We start from the raw sequence: 23,250 nt of genomic DNA, 5'->3' as shown, positions 1-23,250 counted from the left end.
CGCCGCATCGGGCCGTGGGCGGTCGCCCCGGCGCTTCCGACGGTGCGGTCATCTGTTCGTCGCAGGCGGTAATCGGCCCGGCCCGCAGGGGGCGTATCGCGGAACGGTCGTATCCACACAATCAGAACAACGAGGTCGACAATGCAATTCCATCCAGGAGGATTCCGTCGCGCATGGCTGCCGGCGCTGGCCGCAGCCGCGACGCTCGCCGCTTGCGGCGGCGACGACGGCGGCAGCGTGGCGGGCGCGTCCGCGCTCGCGCAAACCCAACAGGACGCGGCGTCCGCCTCGGCGGACGCCGCTGGATCGCTCGCGTCGCGCGTGTCGCCGTCCGGCGTCCCGTATGCGAATCCGGCCAGCGGCGGCCGCTATAAGCCCGTGATCGACGACGGCCAGGTGCAGCCGTCGTTGTCGGGCGCGACGATCGAAGAAAATGCATGGGTCGACACGCCGGTCGATTCCGACGGCGACGGCACCAGGGACCGGATTCACGTACGGATCGTGCGCCCGTCGGAAACGGCCAGCGGCGCACGCACGCCGGTCATCGTGCTCGCGAGCCCGTACTACGCCGGGCTCGCCGACAGCCCCAACCACGATGTCGACGTCGAGCTCGACGGCACGCCTCATCCCGCCACCGCCACCGCCGCCGCAGGCGGCTCGGCCACGCGGATCATGGCCGCCGCGCCGCAAACGCGGATGCTGCAGCAGCTCGAAGCGGCCGCGGCCGGCCGCTCGTGGATCGAAAGCTATTTCGTGCCGCGCGGCTTCACGATCGTCTATGCGGATTCGCTCGGCACGGCCGGCTCCGACGGCTGTCCGACCATCCTCACCCGCGAAGAATCCGTCGCAATGGCGTCGGTGATCCGCTGGCTCGGCCGCGATGCGACCGCGAAGGATGCGAACGGCAAGCCGCTCGTCGCGAGCTGGTCCACCGGGCACGTCGGCATGTACGGCGTGTCGTACGACGGCACGCTGCCGAAGATGGTCGCGAGCCTGCGCACGCGCGGGCTCGATGCGATCGTGCCGATCGCCGGGCTGTCGAACATGTACGGCTACTACCGCTCCGGCGGCCTCGTGCGCGCGCCGGAGGGCTATCAGGGCGAAGACGTCGACGTCTATATCAAGGCGCTTCTGACGAATGCGCATCCGGAGCGCTGCACACACCTGGTCGACGAGGCGTTGCAGCAGGAAGACCGCAAGACCGGCGACTATTCGCCGTTCTGGGCCGCGCGCGAGATCCCCACCGCGCTGGCCGTCGCGCCCGCGCTCGTCGCACAGGGGCTGACGGACGACAACGTGCGCACCGATCAGTCGACGTCGTGGTATCTGGCGATGCGACGCCAGCACGTGCCCACGCAGCTGTGGCTGCACCGCCTGAAGCACACCGACCCGACCCGCGTGCCGGCGATGGCGAACGCGTGGCCCGCCGAAGTGAACCGCTGGTTCACGCGCTATCTGATCGGCGTCGACAACGGCGTCGAGCGCGACCCGCGCGCGGTGATCGAGCAGCCCGACGGCACGCTGCTGAAGGAAGCGGACTGGGCCGCGCGCCACGCGACACCCGTTGCATATTTCGCCGGCGGCGACGGCACGGGTATCGGCACGCTGCTGCGGATACCGAGCGGCGGTCCGCTCGCACGCTTCACCGACGATGCGTCGATACCGGCGCTCACGCTCGCCAATGCAACGACCGGCGAGCATCGCAGCCGCTTCGAGACCGCGCCGTTCGCGACCGCGACGCGCATGTCGGGCACCGCGACCGCGCGCGTGCGCTTGACCTTCACCGGCGTCGCGAACGTCACCGCCTTGCTGGTCGATCGTGCGCCCGACGGTACGGCGACGATCGTCACACGTGCATGGACCGACCCGCGCAACCGCGTGTCGGAATGGTTCTCGCAACCCGTGCTGCCGGGCACGCCGTACGACCTGAAGCTGACCTTCATGCCGCGCGACTACACGCTCGCCGCGGGCCACACGCTCGGGCTCGTCGTGCTGTCGAGCGACTATGAAGCGACGTTGCGGCCGACGCCCGGCACGGGCCTTGCGCTCGATCCGGCGGGCACGTCGGTCACGGTGCCGCTGGTATCGTCGTGAGCGATCGGGTGCAAGAGTGAGCGACCGAGCGGGCGCGCCCGGCATGACCGACTGCCGGGCGCGTCCGATCGCGCTGCGGATTCCTCACGAGCACGCGCCGCTCGAGCATGCGACCGCATGCCGTTTCATTCACACCGGCGTCAGCACCGGCGCGCCCGCGAAATGCCGCGCGGCATTGTCGAGAAACAGCTGCACCGACCGATCGAGCGCCTCCGGCGACCATCCGCCCATGTGCGGCGTCAACACGATGTTGTCGAGCGCCGTCAGCGCGCGGGGCGGCTCGGGCTCGCCTTCGTACACGTCGAGCGCGGCGCCCGCGATGCGCCGTTCGCGCAGCGCCTCCGCCAAAGCAGCGGTATCGACGACACTGCCGCGCGACACGTTGACGAGAAAACCGCCGGCACCCAGCGCATCGAGCACCGCGCCGTCGATCAGATGACGCGTGTGCGCGCCGCCCGGCGTCGCGACGATCATGAAATCGGCCCATTGCGCGAGCGCGTCGATCCGGTCGAAATAGCGGTAGGGAACCTCCTTGCGCGACCGGTTGTGATAGCCGATCTCGATGTCGAAGCCCGCCGCGCGCCGCGCGCATTTCTCGCCGATCCTGCCGAGCCCGACGATGCCGAGCTTCTTGCCCGACACGTTCGGCGGCATCTGCAGCGCGTCGCGCCACACGCCGTCGCGCGTGGCCGCATCGAGCCGCACCACGTCGCGCACGGCCGCGAGCAGCAGCGCGAACGCGTGATCGGCGACGCAATCGTCGTTGGTGCCCGCGCCGGTGACCACCGTGATGCCGCGCGCCTTCGCATGCGCGACGTCGATGTGCTCGTAGCCGGCGCCGAGCGCGCCGACCAACGTGAGCTGCGGCAGCAGATCGATTTCCGCGGCCGTGAGCCCCGTGCTGCCGTTGGTCAGCACCGCGCGTATCGTGCCGCCGTGTGCGGCGATCGCCTGGCCGCGCGCCTCGGCCGTCGGCGCGTGGTGAACGTGGTACGACGCGGCGATGCGGCGGTGCGCGTCGTCGCGCAGCGCGATCAGAACCAGCAACTCGGGTTTCATGTCAGCAAGTGTCCGCAGGCGGGAATGCGTTCCAGTGTAACAACGGCGCGCGGCGCGTGCCGTTAGCCCCACGCACGCTGTGGGCACGCCGCCGCGCGCGGTTTGCCAAAGGCCGTCCAGTCAAGTAACTTTCGGCGTACGTCCCGATACTGGAGATTGGCCCGATGAAGCTCGCCCTGCCCGCCCCGCTCCTGGGGCTCGCGTTCGCCGCCGCCGTCGTCGCGCCCGGCGCGCACGCCGATACGCCCGTCGTGGTGTCGTCGAAGATCGACACCGAAGGCAACCTGCTCGGCAACGTCATCGCACAAGTGCTGAAGGCCCACGGCATCGCCGTCACCGAGAAGATCGCGCTCGGCACGACGCCGATCGTGCGCAAGGCGCTCACCAGCGGCGAGATCGACATCTACCCCGAATACACCGGCAACGCGGCGTTCTTCTTCAACAAGGCCGACGACCCGGTGTGGAAAAACGCGAGCCAGGGCTACGACACCGCGAAGAAGCTCGACTATTCGGCGAACCATCTCGTGTGGCTCACGCCGGCGCCGGCGAACAACACGTGGGGCGTCGCCGTGCTCGCGCCGGTCGCGCAGGCGCAGCATCTGAAGACCTTCTCCGATCTCGGCAAATGGGTCGCGGGCGGCGGCAAGCTCAAGCTCGCGGCGTCGGCCGAGTTCGTGAACAGCGCGTCCGCGCTGCCGTCGTTCGAGAAGGCGTACGGCTTCAAGCTGAAGCAGGATCAATTGGTCGTGCTGTCCGGCGGCGACACGGCCGCCACCATCAAGGCGGCCGCGAACCAGACCGACGGCGTGAACGCGGCGATGGTGTACGGCACCGACGGCGGCATCGCGTCGAGCGGCCTCGTCGTGCTCGACGACGACAAGCACGTGCAGCCCGTCTATGCGCCGACGCCGGTGATTCGCGAAGCCGTGCTGAAGGCGCATCCGCAAATCGCCGACTATCTGAAACCGGTGTTCGCCAGCCTCGACCTGAAGACGCTGCAGTCGCTGAACGCGCGAATCCAGATCAACGGCGAACCGGCGGCCGGCGTCGCAAAGCGCTACCTGAAGTCGAAGGGCTTCGTTAAGTGACGGAACGGGCGGCGCGCATCGCGCTCGACAAGCTGGGCGTCCTGATCGGTGTGCTGACGATCATCGCGGTGTTCGGGATGCCGCTCGTCGTGCTGCGGCCGAACCGCATCGCGGCCGGCACCGGGCTGTCGGTGTTCGCCGCGCTGCCCGCCGCATCGGGCGCGGCGCTCGCCGTGCTGTGGACCGCCGGCGCGCTGTGGACGATGAAGGCGAGCCGCCCCGTGTGGCGGCTCGCGGCTGGTTGCGCCTCGCTCGCGACGCTCGCGTATGCGCTCGGCGCGGCCGCCGCGCACGTCGTCGCGCCCGACGACATGCTCGCGCGCGTGTCGCCCGCCGCGAGCGTGTGGGTGCTGCTGTTCGCGTCGGCCGTGCTGGTCGCGGACGCGCTCGCACGGCTCGCGTTCGGCCCGTGGCGGCGCCTCGCCGCACTGGCCGTCGCGATCGCGGCGATTTCGGTGCCGCTGGCGAGCGGCTGGTGGGACGGGCTGTCGATCATGCGCGAATACGCGGTGCGCAGCGACGACTTCTGGCGCGAGGCGACGCGCCACGTCGCGCTCGCGGGCGGCTCGGTCGCGGCCGCGTTGGTCGCCGGCCTGCCGCTCGGCATCGCGTGCACGCGGTTCGTATCGGTACGCACCGTCGTGATGCCGGCGCTCAATATCGTGCAGACGGTCCCGAGCATCGCGATGTACGGGCTGATGATGGCGCCGCTCGGGCTGTTGGCCGCGCGCGTGCCGCTCGCGGCCGCGCTCGGGATTCGCGGGATCGGCGTCGCGCCTGCCGTGCTCGCGCTGTTCCTCTACTCGCTGCTGCCGATCGCGTCGAGCGTCGTGGTCGGGCTCGCGCAGGTGCCGCCGCATGTGACCGAAGCCGCGCGCGCGATGGGCATGACGCGCGTGCAGCGGCTGCTGCGCGTCGATCTCGTGCTCGCGCTGCCGGTGATCCTCAGCGGCGTGCGCATCGTGCTCGTGCAGAACATCGGGCTGACGGCGGTGGCCGCGCTGATCGGCGGCGGCGGCTTCGGCACTTTCATTTTCCAGGGCATCGGGCAATCGGCGGCGGACCTCGTGCTGCTCGGCGCGATTCCGACGATCGCGCTCGCGCTGACGGCCGCCGTCGTGTTCGAGGCCGCGACCACGCTCGCGAAGGGACGTACCGCATGATCGAGATCGAACGCATCGGCAAACGCTTCGGCGAGATCGTCGCCGTCGACGACGTGTCGCTGACGATGAAGCAAGGCACGATCACCGCGCTCGTCGGCGCATCGGGCAGCGGGAAATCGACGCTGCTGCGCATGATCAACCGGCTGATCGCGCCGAGCAGCGGCACCATCCGCATCGACGGCGTCGATACCGCGGGCGTGCCGCCCGAGCAGCTGCGGCGGCGCATCGGCTACGTGATCCAGGGGCACGGGCTGTTCCCGCACTGGAGCGTCGCGCGCAATATCGCGACCGTGCCGCGCCTGCTCGGCTGGCCCGCCGCGCGCATCGACGCGCGCGTGCGCGAACTGCTCGAACTGTTTCATCTCGCGCCATCCGAGTTCGCGGACAAGCTGCCGCACGAGCTGTCGGGCGGCCAGCAGCAACGTGTGGGCGTCGCGCGCGCGCTGGCCGCCGAGCCGGCGATGCTGCTGATGGACGAGCCGTTCGGCGCGCTCGATCCGATCATCCGCTACAAGGCGCAGGACGATCTGTACGCGCTGCAGCGCCGGCTCGGCATCACCGTCGTGATCGTCACGCACGATATCGAGGAAGCGCTGAAGCTCGGCGACACGATCGCCGTGATGGACGGCGGGCGGCTGTTGCAGGTCGCGTCGCCGGCGGAGATTCTCGGCAAGCCGGCCGCGGGTGTAGTCGAGCAGCTCGTCGCCGGTGTCGACCGGCCGCTGCGGCTGCTCGCGCTGACGCCGATCGACGCGGTGGCCGAGCCCGGTCACGCGGACGGCGAACCGATCGCCGCGACGCGCACGTTACGCGACGCGGTGTCCGAGCTGCTGTGGCGCGGCGTCGAAGCATTGCCGGTCGGCGAGGCGAACGGCGATGGCGCGCACGGTGCGCCGGCCGCGCGACGCATCACGCTCGACGCGATTCGCGCGCACGCGAGGAAGCCCGCATGAGCGCGCCTGCACAGCCGGCGCGTGCTCCGCTGCCGCGGCGGTTGGCGCCGCATGTCGCGCAGGTCGCGCGCGCGGCCGCGCTCGCGCTATTGCTCGTGCTGCTGTTGCGCCCCGCGTGGCTGCAAGGCGCGTTCGCGCCGTTCGCGGACAACGGCGCGCCCGTCATCTACGACCGCGCGAGCCTGCTCGACCTGACGCTCGCGCATCTCGGCACCGTGGCGTTGTCGAGCCTGATCGGCACGCTCGTCGCGGTCGCGGCGGGCATCGCCGTCACGCGGCCGTGGGGTGCGGATTTTCTGCCGGTCGCGCGCAGCGTGGCCGACATCGGCCAGACGTTTCCGCCGGTTGCCGTGCTCGCGCTGGCGGTGCCGGCGGTCGGGTTCGGGTTGAAGCCGGTGCTGATCGCGCTCGTCCTGTACGGGCTCCTGCCGATCTTCGAAAGCACGATCGCGGGCATTGAAGACGTGCCGCGCGACATCGTCGAGGCCGCGCGCGGGATGGGAATGAACGGCTGGCAGCAACTCGTGTCGATCGAGCTGCCGCTCGCGTTTCCGGTGATCGTCAACGGCGTGCGGCTCGCGGTCGTGATCAATCTCGGCACCGCGACGATCGGCTCGACGGTCGCCGCGCGCGGCCTCGGCGACGTGATCATCGCAGGACTGCAAACGTCGAACACCGCGTTCGTGCTGCAAGGCGGCGTGATCGTCGGGCTGCTCGCGGTGCTGGTCAGCGATGCGATCGGGGCACTGGCAAGGGTGGCGGGTGGGCGGCGGGGGTAGTGCGCGTGGGTGGCTCACTCGCGACCAAAACAGAGCCAGAGCGCGACTGACTCACACGCTCGATGCGGACTCCGATGCGGGCGCCCACAACCATCCCCATCCCCACCGCCCCAACCCTACATCGCCCTTTCACTCGACCCTGCGCTCGACCCTGCGCCGCAATTGGCCGATATACTATGCGCCTCCCAATTCCTCGCACTCGACCATGCGACGACGGTTTCTCTGGCTGATCGTGGTTTCGCTCGGCATTGCGCAACAGGCAGCGGCGCAGCAAGCGCCCGGGCTGCCGGCCTCCGCGCAACCGGCCTCCGCGCCGCAAGCGAGCGCGTCGGCAGCGGACGCCGCATCCGCGCCGCTCGCCAACGATCAGCCCAACGGAGCAAACCACCGCATCACGTCGTATCTGACGAAGAAATTCGGTCTCGCGAAGGAAAAGGCGACGCGGCTCGCCGATATCGTGAACCTCACCGCGACGAAATATTCGCTGCCGCCGGCGCTGGTTTACGCAATCATTTCGATCGAATCGCGCTTCCAGGAAAAGGCGCGCGGCCAGCATGGCGCGACCGGCCTGATGCAGGTCGTGCCGACCGCCCACCGCGGCATGCTGCGCGACGTGAAGGACCTGACCGAACCGAACGCGAACGTCGACGTCGGCTCCAGGATTCTGTCAGGTTACGTGCGCGCGGCCGGCGGCAACGTGCAGGCCGGCCTGAAGAGCTACGGCGGATCGAATGCCTATGCGGCCAAGGTGATGCAGCGCGTCGACGCGTTCCGCTTCGTGCTCGAACCCGAAGACGGCTCACGCAACGCCGCCGATGCGACGCCGCGGATGATACCGGTCAGCGATCCGTCGAGCGCGGCGCCATCGGCGAACCGCAACGCGAAGTAGACGCTACGCGCGCTTACAGCTGCCCCGCCGCGCCCGTCCACCGCAGGTAATCGCCGCGCGTCCAGTCGAGCGACACGCCGACGCGTTTCGTGCCCGGCCGGATCTTCGGCTTGTACATCGACAAGGTCAGCGACTCCAGCGCCGGCCATTCCCGAAACGACATCACCGCGAGATCGGCGACGAGCGTCTCCAGCAGCCGCGTATGCGGCTTGTGCGACAGGAACGACGCGACGCGCGCGCAGTAGCCGTCGTAATCGATCCACTCGCCTTCCTCGCTCGGCTCGCAGCGATAACCGAGCCGCGCATCGATCACGACCGGCTGCGGCGCTTCATGCTCGTGCGCATGAATGCCGATGCGCGCGGGCACCTTCAGTTCGTCGACGAACACGCTCCAGCCGCGCCCGCGCAGGCGCGGCGCATCGATCGCCACGAACGGTTCGTCGAACGGCTTCATGATGCCAGCGGCGCTGCGGCGTCGAGCATGATGCGCACGAAATAGTCGGCGAAACTGCGGCGCAGGACGATCTCGAACGTATCGTCGCCGGTCGGAATCAGCGTGATCGGCGACTTGAAGTAGTGCGACTGCGCGCACTGGCCCGGCTTGAACATGCGCGGATGCAGATCGAGCGGGCAGCCGCGCGCGATCACGTCGCGCACGCGTTCGCCGCTGATCTCGACGACCGTGTAGCCGCTGCCGACGTCGACGGCCGCCGCATACAGCCCCTGCATCGCCTCGGCCAGCTGCCCTTCGAGCACGCCGGCCTGCACGGGCCCGTTCGAGCGCACGAGCCACTCGTCGGGGCCGAGCCACAGCACGTCGTATCCGACGCCGCGCGCGACCGTGTTGGCGGCCGACGGCGGCTGGCAGCCGACCACCCGCTCGAACGCGGCGACGAACGCCGCGTCGCCCGGCTCGCCGCGCACGTTGACGAGATCGAGGAACGGCCGCTCGCGCAGCGTGAACTTCTTCGATGCGCGCGCCTGATGCGGCTTCAGCACATCGGCCGCGCCGACGAACGGCGATTCAAGCGTGACGCCCGCGCCTGCCACCGGCGTCTGGTTTCTGGTTTCATTCCACATGCTGGCGCACCCCTTCGGTATCGTAGAAAACCGGGCTCGAAATCGTCGCGGTGATGCGCTTGCCGTCGGCCAGCGGAATCACGACGCTCTCGCCCATCTTGTTCAGGCCGCCCTTCACCACTGCGAGCGCGATCGAGCGCTTCAGGATCGGGCTGTAATAACTCGACGTCACGTGGCCGATCATCGGCGTGGGCTCGGCGGCCGACACCTGCGTGTCCTTCGCGATGATCTGCGCGCCTTCCGGCAGCACCAGCTGGTCGTCCGCGGTCAGCAGGCCGACGAACTGCTTGCGGCCTTCCTTCGACGTATCGGAGCGCGACAGCGAGCGCTTGCCGAGGAAGTCCTTCGACTTCGCGACGAGCCCGCCCATCCCGAGGTCGTACGGCGTGACCGAGCCGTCGGTGTCCTGGCCGACGATGATGTAGCCCTTCTCCGCGCGCAGCACGTGCATCGTCTCCGTGCCGTACGGCGTGATGTCGAACTCGGCACCGGCCGCCATCAGCGCTTCCCACACCGCGCGGCCCGCATTGGCCGGCACGTTGACTTCATAAGCCAGTTCGCCCGAGAAGCTGATCCGCATCACGCGCGCCTTCACGCCGGCGACGGTGCCGTTCCGGTAGCTCATGAACGGGAACGCTTCGTTGCCGAAATCGATGTCCTGGCAGACCTTCTGCACGACCTTGCGGCTCTTCGGGCCGACCACCGCGAACGTCGCCCAGTGATCGGTGACGGACGCGAGCCGCACCTTCATGTCCGGCCATTCCGTCTGCAGCCAGCGCTCCAGCCACGTGAGCACGCGCGCCGCGCCGCCCGTGGTGGTCGTCATCATGAAGTGCTGGTCGGCGAGGCGCACCGTCACGCCGTCGTCGAACACCATGCCGTTCTCGTCCAGCATCAGCCCGTAGCGGCACTTGCCGACCTCGAGCTTGTTCCACGGGTTCGTGTACATCCAGTTCAGCAGCTTCACCGCGTCCGGGCCCTGGATGTCGATCTTGCCGAGCGTCGACGCATCAAGAATGCCCACGCTGTTGCGCACCGCGAGGCATTCGCGCTGCACGGCCGCATGGAGGTCCTCGCCCTTCTTCGGGAAGTACCACGGCCGCTTCCAGTTGCCGACGTCCTCGAACATCGCGCCATGCTCGACGTGCCATTCGTGCACGCAGGTCTTGCGGATCGGATCGAGGAAGTCGCCGGTCTCGCGGCCCGCGAACGTGCCGAACGACACGGGCGTGTAGTTCGGGCGGAACGTCGTCGTGCCCGTTTCCGGAATCGTCTTGCCGAGCGCCTGCGCGAGGATCGCCATCCCGTTGATGTTGCCGAGCTTGCCTTGATCGGTGCCGAAGCCCATCGCGGTGTAGCGCTTCACGTGCTCGACCGATTCGAAGCCTTCGCGCGCGGCCAGCAGGATGTCGGCCGCGGCCACGTCGTTCTGGAAGTCGACGAACTGCTTCGGCCCGCGTGCCGCGGCCTCACGGCTGCCGACCAGCCACAGCGGCTGCAGTGCGCCTTCGACGAGTTCCGCGGCCTGCGGCGCGACCGCGCGCTGCGCAGCGACGAAGCCCGCCGCCTTCGCGGCCTCGGCGCCCGCATCGACCGCGAGCCGCAGCGCACGGGCAAGACCGAACTCGCCGGCCGCCGCACCCACGCTCGCCTCGGGCTGCACGGCCTTGCCCGGCAGGAAGCACGCCTTCTCGTCGTTCCAGCAGGCCTTGCCGCCCGACTGCGCGAACAGGTGCAGCACCGGGCTGAAGCCGCCCGACATCGCGACCAGGTCGCATGCCAGCGACTGCAGCTTGCCGCCCGTCTGCCCGTTCGAATACGACGCGACGTCGACCGACGATACGCGCCATTTGCCCGATGCCGCCGTGACGACGGCGCCGCTCATCACCGTCACGCCCTGCCGCTTCGCGGCGGCCGGCAGCGCGCCGTTCGACGACGCACGCGAATCGACGACCGTCACCTTCGCGCCGCATGCCTTCAGGTCGAGCGCGGTCTGGTACGCGCGGTCGTTGTTCGTGAACACGACGACGTTGCGGCCCGGCAGCACGCCGTAACGATGCACGTAGGTGGACACCGCGCCCGCGAGCATCACGCCCGGCAGGTCGTTGTTGCCGAAGACGATCGGGCGCTCGTGCGCGCCGGTCGCGAGGATCACGCGCTTGGCGCGGACCTTCCACAGCAGTTCGCGCGTCCCCTTGCGCATCGACACCGGCAGGTGCTCGGTCAGGCGCTGCGTGACGGTCACGAGGTTGTGGTCCTGATAGCCGAACGCGGTGCTGCGCGACAGAATCGTCACGTCGGGCAGCTTGCGCAGCTCGGCCTCGATCTTCTCGACCCATTGCAGCGCCGGCTTGCCGTCGATCTCGGCCCGGCACGACAGCAGGCTGCCGCCGAGTTCGCGCTGATCGTCGACGAGGATCACGCGCGCGCCGGCCGTCGCGGCCGCATGCGCGGCGGCGAGGCCCGACGGGCCGCCGCCGACCACGAGCACGTCGCAGTGCGCGTAGCACTTGTCGTAGCGGTCGGCGTCGAGCACGTCCGGCGCCTTGCCGAGGCCGGCGGCCTCGCGGATCTTCTCTTCGTACTTCGGCCACATGTTGCGCGGCCACATGAAGGTCTTGTAGTAGAAGCCGGCCGGCATGAAGCGCGACAGCTTCTGGTTGATCGCGTACTTGTCGTGCTCGAGCGACGGCTGCGCGTTCACGCTCGTCGCGACGAGGCCCTGGTACAGCTCGATCTCGGTCGCGCGTGCGTTCGGCACCGTGTACGGGCCGGTTTCGAGCTGCACGACGGCGTTCGGTTCGGCGACGTCGGCCGTCACGATCCCGCGCGGACGGTGGTACTTGAAGCTGCGCGCGACGAAGTGCACGCCGTTCGCGAGCAGCGCGGACGCGAGCGTGTCGCCCTGGAAGCCCTGATAGGTGCGGCCGTTGAACGTGAACGTCAGCGGAATCGCGCGATTGACGCGGCCACCGGTGCCGAGGCGGTCTTTCTGGCTCATTTGCTCGTGCCCTCTTCGTGTGCGTGACCGGCGGCCCCGCCGAACTTTTCGTAACCTTTGATTTCGTAGGTGACCGTATCGCGCGTCACCTTGAACCAGCGGCGGCAACCCTGCGTGTGCAGCCACTGCTCGCGGTGCAGCCCGCGCTTGTTCTCGCGCATGAACACGTACTCGCCCCATTCGCGGTCGGTCATGTTCTCGTTAGCGACCGGGCGCACGATGTCGGCTTCGCCGCCGCACGTGAACTCGGATTCGGCGCGCGGCCCGCACCACGGACATTCGATCAGCAACATGTTGGTTTCTCCAATGGTGGTCGGGATCAGTGCGCCACGGCGGCGGCGCCGTGCTCGTCGATCAGGTGGCCCGTATAGAAGCGGTCGAGCGCGAACGGCGCGTTCAGCGGATGCGGTTCGTCGCGCGCGATCGTGTGCGCGAACACCCAGCCCGAGCCCGGCGTCGCCTTGAAGCCGCCGGTGCCCCATCCGCAGTTGAAATAGAGGCCCTTCACGTCGGTCTTGCTGATGATCGGGCAGGCGTCCGGCGATACGTCGACGATGCCGCCCCACTGACGGTTCATCCGCACGCGCGAGAACACCGGGAACATCTCGATGATCGCCTGCAGCGTGCCTTCGATGATGTGGAAGCTGCCGCGCTGGCCGAAGCCCGTGTATTGATCGATGCCCGCGCCGATCACGAGGTCGCCCTTGTCGGACTGGCTGATGTACGCATGCACCGCGTTCGACATGATCACCGAGTTGACCACCGGCTTGATCGGCTCGGACACGAGCGCCTGCAGCGGGTGGCTCTCGATCGGCAGGCGCACGCCGGCCATGTCGGCGAGCGTCGTCGTGTTGCCGGCGGCCACCACCGCGACCTTCTTCGCCTTGATGAAGCCCTTCACCGTATCGACGCCGACCACCGCGCCGCCTTCGCGGCGAATGCCCGTCACCTGGCAGTTCTGGATGATGTCGACGCCGGCGCGGTCGGCGCCGCGCGCGAAGCCCCAGGCCACCGCGTCGTGACGCGCGACGCCCGCGCGGCGCTGGATCGACGCGCCGAGCACCGGGTAGCGGCTGTTCAGGTTGATGGTCGGCTCGATTTCCTTGACCTGGGCCGGCGTGAGGAATTCGGCATCGACGCCGTTCAGCCGGTTCGCGTTGACGCGCCGCTCGGTGTCACGCACGTCCTGCAGCGTGTGCGCTAGGTTCATCACGCCGCGCTGGCTGAACATCACGTTGTAGTTGAGATCCTGCGACAGGCCCTCCCACAGCTTCATCGCCTTCTCGTACAGCGCGGCCGATTCGTCCCACAGATAGTTCGAGCGCACGATCGTCGTGTTGCGCGCGGTGTTGCCGCCGCCGATCCAGCCCTTCTCGAGGATCGCGACGTTGGTGATGCCGTGCTCCTTCGCGAGGTAGTACGCGGTCGCGAGGCCGTGGCCGCCGCCGCCGACGATCACGACGTCGTATTCCTTCTTCGGTTCCGGGCTCTTCCACTGCTTCTCCCAGTTCTCGTGATACGAGAGGCCGTTGCGGAACAGGCTGAATATCGAGTAGCGGCTCATGTTAGTGATCCTTCGTTAGCATTCGATGACGTTCACGGCGAGGCCGCCGCGCGACGTTTCCTTGTATTTCGTCTTCATGTCGGCACCGGTCTCGCGCATCGTCTTGATGACCGAATCGAGCGACACGTAGTGCTGGCCGTTACCCTTGAGCGCCATGCGCGACGCGTTCAGCGCCTTGATCGCGCCCATCGCGTTGCGTTCGATGCACGGAATCTGCACGAGCCCGCCGACCGGGTCGCAGGTCATCCCGAGGTTGTGCTCCATGCCGATCTCGGCCGCGTTCTCGACCTGGTCCGGCGTGCCGCCCATCACCGCCGCGAGCGCGGCCGCGGCCATCGAGCACGCGACGCCCACTTCGCCCTGGCAGCCGACTTCGGCGCCGGAGATCGACGCGGTTTCCTTGTAGATGATGCCGATCGCCGCGGCCGTGAGCAGGAATTCGAGGATGCCGGCTTCGTTCGAGCCCGGCACGAACTTCACGTAGTAGTGCAGCACCGCGGGGATCACGCCGGCCGCGCCGTTGGTAGGCGCGGTGACGACGCGGCCGCCCGCCGCGTTCTCCTCGTTGACGGCCATCGCGTACAGGTTGACCCAGTCGAGCATCGACAGCGGATCGCGCAGCGACTCCTCCGAGCGCGCCCGCAGGCGGCCGTTCAGCTCGGCCGCACGACGCTTCACGCGCATCGGGCCGGGCAGCTCGCCCTCGACCTTGCAGCCGCGCTCGACGCACGCGGCCATCGTGCGCCAGATCGCGAGCAGCCCCGCGCGCACTTCGTCGGCCGGGCGCAGCGCGGCTTCGTTGCGCAGCATCAGCTCGGCGATCGACAGCCCGTGCTCGCGGCACTGGCGCATCAGGTCGTCGCCGGTGCGGAACGGATACGGCACGTCGGCCGCCGCACGCACGCCGTTCACGCGATCGCCGTCGCGGTTCACGACGAAGCCGCCGCCGATCGAGTAATACTCTTTCTCGACGAGCAACTGCCCGTGCTCGTCGAAGGCCTGGAAGCGCATCCCGTTCGGGTGAACGATGCTGGTGCCGCTCATCATCTTGCGGAAGAAGCCGATATGCTCCTTTTCCTCGAAGCGGATCGTCTGCCGGCCGAGCAGCGTCAGCGACTTCTCCGCGCGGATCGCCGCGAGCCGCGGCTCGATCAGGTCGGGATCGATCGTGTCCGGCAGATGGCCCTCGAGGCCGAGCAGCACCGCCTTGTCGGTGCCGTGGCCCTTGCCGGTGGCACCGAGCGACCCGTATAGTTCGACCCGCACGCGGCGCACGAAGCCGAGCAGGTTCGCATCGTCGATGTGCGACGCGAAGCGGCACGCGGCGATCATCGGGCCAACCGTATGCGAACTCGACGGGCCGATGCCGATCTTGAACAGGTCGAACGCGCTGACGTTCATCTGGCTTCCTCTGGGTAGGCGTACGTGAAATGTCGTTGGCGTCAGTACATCAAAGCGTAAAATCGGCCGATAGAACAAAAACGGCATCGGCGTGGGATAGCGCCGCCAAGCCCCACGCAGGACGGCAGGAAAATGCGTTTTGACGATGGTTGGCGACGCAAAAACACAAGTCGGGCGCCGTGCCCGCGCGCAGAGTGAAACGACTGAGACCCGCCTTCCGGGCGTGACGAGATTGACCGCGATGACATCCGACGTACCCGCTTCCCCCCTCGCCGAACCGGCGCCGCAGCGCATCCGCTTCGGCATCGTGCTGCTGCCGAACTTCACGCTCACGGCCTTTTCGGGGTTCGTCGACATGCTGCGGCTGTCCGCCGACGACGGCGACTACAGCAAGCCGGTGCGCTGCGCGTGGAGCGTGATCGGCGAGACGCTCGCGCCGGTGCGGGCGAGCTGCGGGATCCAGATCACGCCGTGGGAAACCTTCGAGAACGCCGAGCCGTTCGACTACGTGGTCGTGGTCGGCGGGCTGCTGCATTCGGGGCCGCAAGCCGGCCCCGACACGCTGGAGTTCATCCGCCGCTCGGCCGCGGGCGGCGCGACGGTGGTCGGCATCTGCACCGGCGTGTTCACGCTGATGCGCGCGAACGTGCTCGACGGCTATCGCACCTGCGTCAGCTGGTTCCATTACTGGGATTTCGTCGAACGCTTTCCGAACGCCGACCCCGACATGCTGATCGCCGATCGCCTGTTCGTGATCGACCGGCGCCGCATCACGTGCTCGGGCGGGCGCGCGTCGATCGACGTCGCCGCCGCGATCCTGCTGCGCCATTTCGACCATGCGACCGTGCAGAAGGCGCTGCGCATCCTGCTGGTCGGCGAGATGCAGAAGGGCAATGCGCCGCAACCGCATCCGCCGGGACTCGAGCCGGCCACGCATCCGAAGGTCAAGCGCGCGATTCTTCTGATGGAACAGCACGTCGGGCGCGCGCTGCCGCTCGAGGAGCTCGCCTGCAAGCTCGACATGTCGACGCGCCAGCTCGAGCGGCTGTTCAAGGCCGAAACCGGCAAGAGCCCGCAGGCGTTCGCGAAGCAGGTGCGGCTGCGCACCGCCGCGTGGCTGCTGACCAGCTCCGACCGCACCGTCGCCGATATCGCGTCGAGTTGCGGGTTCGCCGACGCGTCGCACCTTGGCCGCGAATTCCGCAAGCAGTTCGGCGTGCCGCCGGCCGCCTATCGCGAGCGCGGCGGCGAAGCCGTGGACGCCGGCGTGGCGGCCGATGCCGTTGCCGTTGCCGATTCAGTCGAAGACATCCCGGACTGACCGGCGCGCCTGCCGTTTGGTTGTGCGCGCATGCGATCGCGCGTGCACGAGCGGCGCGCGGCTCGTGAACCGCTGAACCGACATTCGACGCGGGGCGCCCTGTGCCCCGCCCCATTCACTTCCTGGACCCGTTGCCATGCCCCGCTTCGCCGCCAATCTGTCGATGATGTACACCGAGCACGCGTTCCTCGAACGCTTCGCCGCCGCGTCGTACGACGGCTTTCGCGCCGTCGAGTATCTGTTCCCGTACGACTTCGCGGCCGAGGACATCCGCGCGCGCCTCGACGCGCATGACCTCGAGCAGGCGCTGTTCAACGCGCCGCCCGGCGACTGGGACGCCGGCGAACGCGGAATCGCGTCGCTGCCGGGCCGCGACGACGAATTCCGCCGCGGCATCGACCGCGCGCTCGACTATGCGCGCGTGCTCGGCAACAAGAAGCTGCACGTGATGGCCGGGATCGTCGCGCCGGGCGCGGACCGCGCGCGCCAGCGCGACACCTACGTCGCGAACCTGCGCCACGCGGCGCAGGCCGCCGCCGCGCACGGCGTCACGATCCTGATCGAGCCGATCAACCCGCGCGACATGCCCGGCTATTTCCTGAACCGCCAGGACGATGCGCATGCGATCTGCGCGGAAGTCGGCGCGCCGAACCTGAAGGTGCAGTTCGACTGCTATCACTGCCAGATCGTCGAAGGCGACCTCGCGACCAAGCTCAGGCGCGACTTCGCGAGCATCGGCCACATTCAGATCGCCGGCGTACCCGAGCGGCACGAGCCCGACGTCGGCGAACTGAACTACCCGTACCTGTTCGCGCTGATCGACGCGCTCGGCTACGACGGCTGGATCGGCTGCGAATACCGCCCGAAGGCCGGCACGTCCGAAGGGCTCGGCTGGCTCCGGCCGTACCTGTAATTCCCGTATCTCGTCGACGATGAACGACAGTCTCGCGCGCGGGGTGCTCGAGCGGCGACGCCGTCGTGCAGCTGGTGCGTCATGCGCCGGACCGGCGGCGGCGCGCGCTGCCGAACGCTTAATGTTTCGTTAACGATCCCGCCGTAGAATCCGGTCGATACCTACGATCCCCACCGCCTTGACAGGAGCCTCCATGTCCACACCCGCACGCTATGACGTCGTCGCACGTCTTCTTCACTGGTTGATCGTGGCGCTCATCGTCGCGCAGTACCTGATCGGCTGGACGATGCCCGACGTGCATCGCGATACGCAACCGGTCGGCTTGATCGCCGCACACCTGCTCGTCGGCACCGCGCTGGTCGCCGCGATGGTGTGCCGCGTGCTGTGGCGCGTGAGGCATCGCCCGCCCGCCGACACGCTGTCGCCCACGATGCGCAAGTTGTCCGGCGCCACCCATTTCGCGCTCTATGCGCTGCTGATCGTCGTGCCGCTGCTCGGCTGGATCAATGCGTCGTCGCGCGCATGGGCCGTCACGCTGCTCGGCGTCCTGCCGCTGCCGGCGCTGTCGGAAGCCGGATCGCAGTTCGGGCACGCGATGGGCGACGTGCACGGCGTGCTCGCGTGGGTGCTGTTCGCCGGCATCTGTCTGCACGTCGCGGCCGCACTCGCGCATCGCTTCGTGCTGCGCGACCAGACCATGCAGCGGATGATGCCGTGGTGAGCATGCCGGGAACGGCATGCTCGATGCCGTAGCGCCGACGCGGGACGCGCTCGCGCCGGCACCGGGTAGCAGGCTGGCGTCGGCCTGCTACCGCATCGTCGATGTGCCCATGTACCTATGCACGGCGGCCAAGGTCGCGATCTTCCGCCGAATCCCCGCCTTCCCCCTTCTACCGGCCACACCGGCCGCCGCCGCACCGATCGGCGCGTCGCAAACCTGCGCGCGACAGCACCTGGGCCGATGCAGGCGTCGGGGCACCCGCCCACGCACGTCGCGGCCCCTGGCCGTTGCGGCTTCATATTCGATCGCTGCGCCAATCGACGAGCGCGCGCATGACCACCGGTCCGACGACGCATGGTGGCCATTCATTCGCGGCGCCGCATCTCGAACGCACTGTCATTCTTTCGTCAGCGGGCGTAACCTCACGTAACGCACGCTCCACCGCGCGTGGGGCAGACTGACGACACCTCGTGGATCGCCCTCCGATCATGTCCGTCGCTTACGACTACGCAGCCGGCCTGCTTCGCACGCTGTACGACCGCCATATCGACGGCAGCGCGGTGCTCGACACGGCCGCGTTTCCCGATGCCGTGCGTTTCGTTGGCGCATGGCGCGACATCCAGGCAGAGGCGTTGGCCGTGGCGCGCGACATGCCGCGCATCCCGCGCTTTCACGAGATCATGCGCGAGCAGCGCGACATCTCCGCCAACGACGCGCGCGACTGGCGGATGTTCATCATGCAGGCTTACGGTCAGCCGTTCCCGCGCAACCTGTCGCGCTGCCCGACGGTCGAGTCGCTCGTCGCGACGTCGCCGGACGTGCTGTCCGCATCGTTGTCGTTCCTCGCGCCGGGCAAGCACATCCCGCCGCATCGCGGGCCGTTTCGCGGCATCCTGCGCGGCTACCTGGTGCTGTCGATGCCGACGCGCGCGGACGGCACGCCCGCCGCCGTGCTGAAGGTCGACGGCCGCGAATACCGGCTCGACGAAGGGCGCTTCCTGCTGTGGGACGACACGTTCGTGCACGAGGTATGGAACGACAGCGACGACGTGCGCATCGTGCTGCTGCTCGACATCCGCCGGCGCGGAATGCCGCGATGGCTCACGTGGCTGTCGAATGCGGTGATCGGCATCGTGCGGCTCGGGATCCGCATCCGCGGGCGCTCGATTCCCGTTTAGCGGCCCACCGGGCGCACCTGCGTAGCGGTCAGTCCTCGCGCGCGAGCTGCGCGAGCGCATCGGCGAGCGCGCGAATCGCCGGCTGCGCGGCGCGCTGCACCGGATGAACCAGGTAGTAGCCGAGGCCGTTGCGCACCACCTGCGGAAACGGCGTGACGAGCGTTCCGGCGGCCAGCCGGTCGGCCGCCATGCGCGGATCGCCGATCGCGACGCCGTGCCCTTGCTCCGCGGCCGTCAGCGTCAGTTCGAGCGTATCGAGCACGAGGCCAGCGCTGCGGTCGATCTGCGTCGCGCCGACCGCGTCCAGCCAGCAGCGCCATTCGTCGCGGTTGCGCGCCGGATGCAGCAGCGTGGCCCGCGCGAGATCGTCGATCGCGTGCAACGACGCAGCGGCCTCGCGCGTGCACATCGGCGTCAGGCATTCGTCGAACAGCGGCACGGCCGCCATTCCCGCCCAGGTTCCGCTGCCGCGCACGACGATCGCGTCGAAACCGGCGTCGGTGAAATCCGGCGTGTCGTCCGCCGACGTGTGAATGCGCAGCTCGGTGCGCGGCAACGCACGGTTGAGCGCCGCGAGCCTCGGCAGCAGCCAGCGCACCGCGAACGTGGAAGGCACGCGCAGCGTGAGGACCGACGCGGCCTGCGCGTGCGCATCTGCGTGTCGCGCCAGTCGGGCGAGCACGTCGACGGCCACCGCCAGCAGCGCGCCGCCTTCGGCGGTCAGCGTCAAGCCCGACGCATGGCGGACGAACAATGCACAGCGGTAATACGCTTCGAGCTGCTGCACCTGCCGGCTCACCGCCCCCTGGGTCCGGCACAGATGCTCGGCCGCACGGCTGAAGCTGCCGAGCTCGGCGGCGGCGACGAACGCCTGCAACGCCGTCAGCGGCGGCAATGCGCGCGTCAGGTCCGCCAGCGGGTATGCGCCGGCCGCATACCCGGGTTGCGGATTATTCGTTTGTTCGGTCATCGCTGCGTCGCTATCGTGGCGGAACCGGCGCGCGACGGCAGTCGCGACGGGCCGGTCCATCATCAGCGGAGAAATACCATGATTTCGTCGTCCGACGCACTATACACGCGGCAGGTCGATACCTACCTGAAGGCGCTCGAGCGCGGCGACGTCGCGGCGATCTGCGCGTTGTTCACGCCCGATGCGCGCATCTTCTCGCCGTTTCTGGGCTGGATGACGCCGCAGCCGTTCTTCGAAAAAGTCGCGGCGGCGTCCGGCCAGAGCCGCATCACGCCGATCGACGTCTGCGTCAGCACGACCGGCGCACGTCGGGCCACCGGCTATTTCGTGTACGACTGGGGATTGAACGACGGCTCGGCGGTGCGCTTCGAGTGCGTCGACGTATTCGAATTCGACGACGCCGCACGCATCGAGCGCATGACGATCATCTACGACACCTACCCGATCCGCAGCACGGTCGGTGACAAGTACGCGTAACGCCGCGCCGCGCGCCGCCGTTGCGCGGCGCAGCAAGCGCATGGCGTCGCCGGCCGGCCCGGTGAAGCGGGCTGATGCCCTGCTCGTCCTGCTCCTCCTGCTCGATTTGCCGAACGATCGCCTAAACTACAGACCGTTCCCCGCACGCTGCTGCCGGCCCCTGCCATGGCACACCTCTTCTTCGCGGCATCGATTCAACGGCATGTCGACATGCCCGAGCGCGACATCGACGCGCGCACGCTGCGCGACGCGCTGGAAACGGCCTTCGCCGCGCAGCCGCGGCTGCGCGGCTACATCGTCGACGACCAGGGTGCGCTGAGAAAGCACCTGTCGGTGTTCATCGACGGCCATCCGGTACGCGACCGGCAACACTTGTCCGATACGCTCGACGACGCCAGCCGCGTCTATGTCGTGCAGGCGTTGTCGGGCGGATAACGGGGCGCATGCGCGGCGCAGCCAGCCGCGCCCGAGCCCACAGGAGACACCGGACATGAACGACCGATTGCTCGTCGCGACCCGCAAGGGCCTGTTCGTGCTGCACGCCGACGGCGACGGCGGCTGGTCGCTCGGCGAGCCGCACTTCATCGGCGAGCCGGTCGGCATGACGCTCGCCGATCCGCGCGACGGCACGCTGTATGCGGTGCTCCATCTCGGCCATTTCGGGGTCAAGCTGCATCGCAGGCGTGCCGATGCGGACGAATGGGAGGAATGCGCGGTGCCCGTCTATCCGCCGCAGCCGGCCGACGCGGGCGCCGGCACTACGGATGCCGCAGCGCCCGCCGCGCCGCGCGCGCCGTGGACGCTTCAGCAGATCTGGTCGCTGGAACCCGGCGGCGCCGACGAACCCGGCGTGCTGTGGGCCGGCACGATACCGGGCGGGCTGTTCCGCTCCGACGACGGCGGCGACTCGTGGGCGCTGAACCGTGCGCTGTGGGACCGCCCGGAACGCGCCGAGTGGTTCGGCGGCGGCTACGATGCGCCGGGCATCCATTCGGTGATGGTCGATCCGCGAGACAGCCGACATCTGACGGTCGGCATCTCGTGCGGCGGCGTCTGGCAGAGCGTCGACGGTGGCGCGAGCTGGCACGTCAGCGCCGACGGGATGGAAGCGGACTACATGCCGCCCGAGCGGCGCGGCGAGCCCAACGCGCAGGATCCGCATCGGGTCGTCCAGTGCGCGGCCGCGCCCGACGTACTGTGGACGCAGCATCATTGCGCGATCTTCCGTTCGACCGATGGCGCCGCACGCTGGCAGCGCATCGACGCGCAGCCGTCGAGCTTCGGCTTCGCGGTCGCCGTGCATCCGAAGGATCCCGACACGGCCTGGTTCGTGCCGGCCGTGAAGGATGCGTGCCGGATTCCGGTGAACGGCCGCTTCGTCGTCACGCGCACGCGCGACGGCGGCCGCAGCTTCGAGAGCCTGTCGAACGGATTGCCGCCCGCGCCGGCCTACGACCTCGTGTATCGGCACGGGCTCGCGGTGGACGACACCGGCACGCACCTCGCGATGGCGTCGACGACGGGCGGGCTATGGACGTCCGGCGACGGCGGCGAGAACTGGCGTCAGGTGTCCGCGCATTTGCCGCCGGTGTATTGCGTGCGCTTCGGGTAACGCGCGAGGTCCGGCGCGCCGTGTACGACCTCGCTCAATGCACGCCGAGATACGCCTTCACCGCCGGCAAGCCGGGCTTGCCGTCGATCGTCGTCACGCCGGCCAGCCACTTGTCGAGCGATTGCGGATTCGCCTTCAGCCACTCGGTGGCGGCCTTGTTCGGGTCCTGCTTGTTCATGATCGGCACCATCACGTGGTTCTCGATGGTCGTCGTGAACTGCAGGTTCGACACGAACTTCGCGACGTTCGGGCAGCGTTGCGCGTAGTCGGGCGGCGTGGCGGTCAGCACCTTCGCTTCGCCGTAGTTCGGGCCGAACACGTCGTCGCCGCCGCTCAGATAATCGATCTTCATCTGCACGTTCATCGGATGCGGCTCCCAGCCGAGGAACACGATCCACTGCTTGTCACGGATCGCGCGATTCACTTCGACCAGCATCCCCGCCTCGCTCGACTCGACCAGCTTGAACTTGCCGAGGCCGAACTGGTTGCCGTCGATCATCTTCTTGATCAGCGCATTGCCGTCGTTACCCGGCTCGATCCCGTAGATCTTGCCGTTGAGCTTGTCCGCGAACTTCTGGATGTCGGCGAACGACTTCAGGCCGCCCTGGTACACGTAGTCCGGCACTGCGAGCGTGTATTTCGCGCCGGTCAGGTTCGGCGTGGCGAGCACCTTGATCTGCCCGGCCTTCGTGAACGGCTGGATGATCGGGTCCATCGTCGGCGACCAGTAGCCGAGGAACACGTCGATCTGCTTGCTCTTGATGCCCGCGAACGTGATCGGCACCGACGCGATCGTCTTGGTCGGCGTGTAGCCGAGCCCCTGCAGCATCGCCGATGCGAGGCCGGTGGTGGCCGCGATGTCGGACCAGCCGACGTCCGCGAAGCGCACGGTCTTGCACACGGGCGGGTCGGCCGCGTAAACCGCCGACATCGGCGCTGCCATCCCGATCCCGCATACCGTTGCGATCAATAGGCGCTTCATCTTTC

22 protein-coding genes are annotated in these 23,250 nt (G+C 68.6%); 13 read left to right on the top strand and 9 right to left on the bottom strand.

All coding sequences use genetic code 11. The annotated features are described in order from the left end of the window. The first annotated feature begins 141 nt into the window (after positions 1 to 141). Positions 142 to 2,094 (top strand): Xaa-Pro dipeptidyl-peptidase, encoded by a 1,953-nt coding sequence (locus AK36_RS01750; protein WP_014723995.1) that lies wholly within the window; start codon positions 142 to 144, stop codon positions 2,092 to 2,094. Between the two features lie 129 nt (positions 2,095 to 2,223). Here AK36_RS01750 and AK36_RS01745 read toward each other — a convergent pair whose 3' ends face one another. Continuing rightward, positions 2,224 to 3,153, bottom strand: coding sequence for a 2-hydroxyacid dehydrogenase (locus tag AK36_RS01745; RefSeq protein ID WP_014723996.1), 930 nt, complete (start codon positions 3,151 to 3,153; stop codon positions 2,224 to 2,226). Positions 3,154 to 3,317: 164 nt separating this feature from the next. On the opposite strand from AK36_RS01745, the gene osmF reads away from it, so the two are divergent. From osmF to AK36_RS01720, 5 genes are all read left to right on the top strand, one after another. Further along, positions 3,318 to 4,241 (top strand): glycine betaine ABC transporter substrate-binding protein OsmF, encoded by a 924-nt coding sequence (gene osmF / locus AK36_RS01740; protein WP_045577714.1) that lies wholly within the window; start codon positions 3,318 to 3,320, stop codon positions 4,239 to 4,241. Next, a complete protein-coding gene (locus AK36_RS01735) occupies positions 4,238 to 5,404 on the top strand; it encodes an ABC transporter permease (protein ID WP_045577713.1) in 1,167 nt (388 codons plus the stop codon). Before osmF ends, AK36_RS01735 begins: the two co-directional genes overlap by 4 nt. Next, positions 5,401 to 6,357: an ABC transporter ATP-binding protein gene (locus AK36_RS01730; protein WP_045577712.1), complete on the top strand. Its 957-nt coding sequence runs from the start codon at positions 5,401 to 5,403 to the stop codon at positions 6,355 to 6,357. Before AK36_RS01735 ends, AK36_RS01730 begins: the two co-directional genes overlap by 4 nt. Next, positions 6,354 to 7,136, top strand: a complete 783-nt coding sequence (locus tag AK36_RS01725) for an ABC transporter permease (protein ID WP_011880806.1) — start codon at positions 6,354 to 6,356, stop codon at positions 7,134 to 7,136. Before AK36_RS01730 ends, AK36_RS01725 begins: the two co-directional genes overlap by 4 nt. A 205-nt stretch (positions 7,137 to 7,341) precedes the next feature. After that, on the top strand, positions 7,342 to 8,025 hold the full coding sequence (locus AK36_RS01720) for a lytic transglycosylase domain-containing protein (RefSeq protein ID WP_034195510.1): 684 nt from the start codon (positions 7,342 to 7,344) through the stop codon (positions 8,023 to 8,025). A gap of 13 nt (positions 8,026 to 8,038) precedes the next feature. Here the strand turns inward: AK36_RS01720 and AK36_RS01715 are convergent, their stop codons facing one another. From AK36_RS01715 to AK36_RS01690, 6 genes are read right to left on the bottom strand one after another with little or no spacing between them, the layout of a single operon-like run. Further along, positions 8,039 to 8,479, bottom strand: a complete 441-nt coding sequence (locus AK36_RS01715) for a dihydroneopterin aldolase (RefSeq protein WP_011880808.1) — start codon at positions 8,477 to 8,479, stop codon at positions 8,039 to 8,041. After that, entirely contained in the window at positions 8,476 to 9,105 is a 630-nt protein-coding gene (locus AK36_RS01710; protein ID WP_045577711.1) for a sarcosine oxidase subunit gamma, read from the bottom strand. The genes AK36_RS01715 and AK36_RS01710 overlap by 4 nt, the downstream gene beginning before the upstream one ends. After that, the gene (locus tag AK36_RS01705) at positions 9,095 to 12,106 is read right to left on the bottom strand and encodes a sarcosine oxidase subunit alpha family protein (RefSeq protein WP_045577710.1); all 3,012 of its coding nucleotides are present in this window, start codon (positions 12,104 to 12,106) and stop codon (positions 9,095 to 9,097) included. The genes AK36_RS01710 and AK36_RS01705 overlap by 11 nt, the downstream gene beginning before the upstream one ends. Then, positions 12,103 to 12,399 carry a sarcosine oxidase subunit delta gene (locus AK36_RS01700; protein WP_011880811.1) on the bottom strand — a complete coding sequence of 99 codons (297 nt, stop codon included), beginning with the start codon at positions 12,397 to 12,399 and terminating at the stop codon, positions 12,103 to 12,105. The genes AK36_RS01705 and AK36_RS01700 overlap by 4 nt, the downstream gene beginning before the upstream one ends. 26 nt (positions 12,400 to 12,425) lie before the next feature. Further along, a complete protein-coding gene (locus tag AK36_RS01695) occupies positions 12,426 to 13,670 on the bottom strand; it encodes a sarcosine oxidase subunit beta family protein (protein ID WP_011880812.1) in 1,245 nt (414 codons plus the stop codon). Between the two features lie 15 nt (positions 13,671 to 13,685). Continuing rightward, entirely contained in the window at positions 13,686 to 15,071 is a 1,386-nt protein-coding gene (locus AK36_RS01690) for an L-serine ammonia-lyase (RefSeq protein WP_011880813.1), read from the bottom strand. A gap of 241 nt (positions 15,072 to 15,312) precedes the next feature. On the opposite strand from AK36_RS01690, the gene AK36_RS01685 reads away from it, so the two are divergent. The 4 genes from AK36_RS01685 to AK36_RS01670 all read left to right on the top strand — a co-directional run bounded on the left by AK36_RS01685 (position 15,313) and on the right by AK36_RS01670 (position 19,204). Then, positions 15,313 to 16,392 (top strand): GlxA family transcriptional regulator, encoded by a 1,080-nt coding sequence (locus tag AK36_RS01685; RefSeq protein ID WP_011880814.1) that lies wholly within the window; start codon positions 15,313 to 15,315, stop codon positions 16,390 to 16,392. A gap of 136 nt (positions 16,393 to 16,528) precedes the next feature. Further along, the gene (gene otnI / locus AK36_RS01680; RefSeq protein WP_014724001.1) at positions 16,529 to 17,305 is read left to right on the top strand and encodes a 2-oxo-tetronate isomerase; all 777 of its coding nucleotides are present in this window, start codon (positions 16,529 to 16,531) and stop codon (positions 17,303 to 17,305) included. Positions 17,306 to 17,498: 193 nt separating this feature from the next. Then, a complete protein-coding gene (locus tag AK36_RS01675; protein ID WP_045577709.1) occupies positions 17,499 to 18,026 on the top strand; it encodes a cytochrome b in 528 nt (175 codons plus the stop codon). Between the two features lie 488 nt (positions 18,027 to 18,514). Further along, positions 18,515 to 19,204 (top strand): aspartyl/asparaginyl beta-hydroxylase domain-containing protein, encoded by a 690-nt coding sequence (locus AK36_RS01670; protein WP_014724003.1) that lies wholly within the window; start codon positions 18,515 to 18,517, stop codon positions 19,202 to 19,204. A 28-nt stretch (positions 19,205 to 19,232) separates the two neighbouring features. On the opposite strand, the gene AK36_RS01665 is transcribed toward AK36_RS01670, so the two are convergent. Then, entirely contained in the window at positions 19,233 to 20,174 is a 942-nt protein-coding gene (locus AK36_RS01665; protein WP_034195543.1) for a LysR substrate-binding domain-containing protein, read from the bottom strand. A gap of 78 nt (positions 20,175 to 20,252) precedes the next feature. Between AK36_RS01665 and AK36_RS01660 the strand changes: the two genes are divergently transcribed. From AK36_RS01660 to AK36_RS01650, 3 genes are all read left to right on the top strand, one after another. After that, a complete protein-coding gene (locus AK36_RS01660; protein ID WP_014724005.1) occupies positions 20,253 to 20,651 on the top strand; it encodes a nuclear transport factor 2 family protein in 399 nt (132 codons plus the stop codon). A gap of 165 nt (positions 20,652 to 20,816) precedes the next feature. Continuing rightward, entirely contained in the window at positions 20,817 to 21,086 is a 270-nt protein-coding gene (locus tag AK36_RS01655) for a MoaD/ThiS family protein (protein WP_011880820.1), read from the top strand. A 55-nt stretch (positions 21,087 to 21,141) separates the two neighbouring features. Further along, positions 21,142 to 22,263, top strand: coding sequence for a WD40/YVTN/BNR-like repeat-containing protein (locus tag AK36_RS01650; RefSeq protein ID WP_045577708.1), 1,122 nt, complete (start codon positions 21,142 to 21,144; stop codon positions 22,261 to 22,263). 34 nt (positions 22,264 to 22,297) lie between these two features. Here AK36_RS01650 and AK36_RS01645 read toward each other — a convergent pair whose 3' ends face one another. Continuing rightward, a complete protein-coding gene (locus tag AK36_RS01645) occupies positions 22,298 to 23,245 on the bottom strand; it encodes a choline ABC transporter substrate-binding protein (protein WP_014724007.1) in 948 nt (315 codons plus the stop codon). Between the last annotated feature and the right edge of the window lie 5 nt (positions 23,246 to 23,250).

Source organism: Burkholderia vietnamiensis LMG 10929, assembly GCF_000959445.1.
In the GTDB taxonomy this organism is placed as follows: Bacteria; Pseudomonadota; Gammaproteobacteria; order Burkholderiales; family Burkholderiaceae; genus Burkholderia; species Burkholderia vietnamiensis.
Note: the sequence above shows the minus strand (reverse complement) of the source record. Positions and strands in the feature narration are given on the sequence as shown.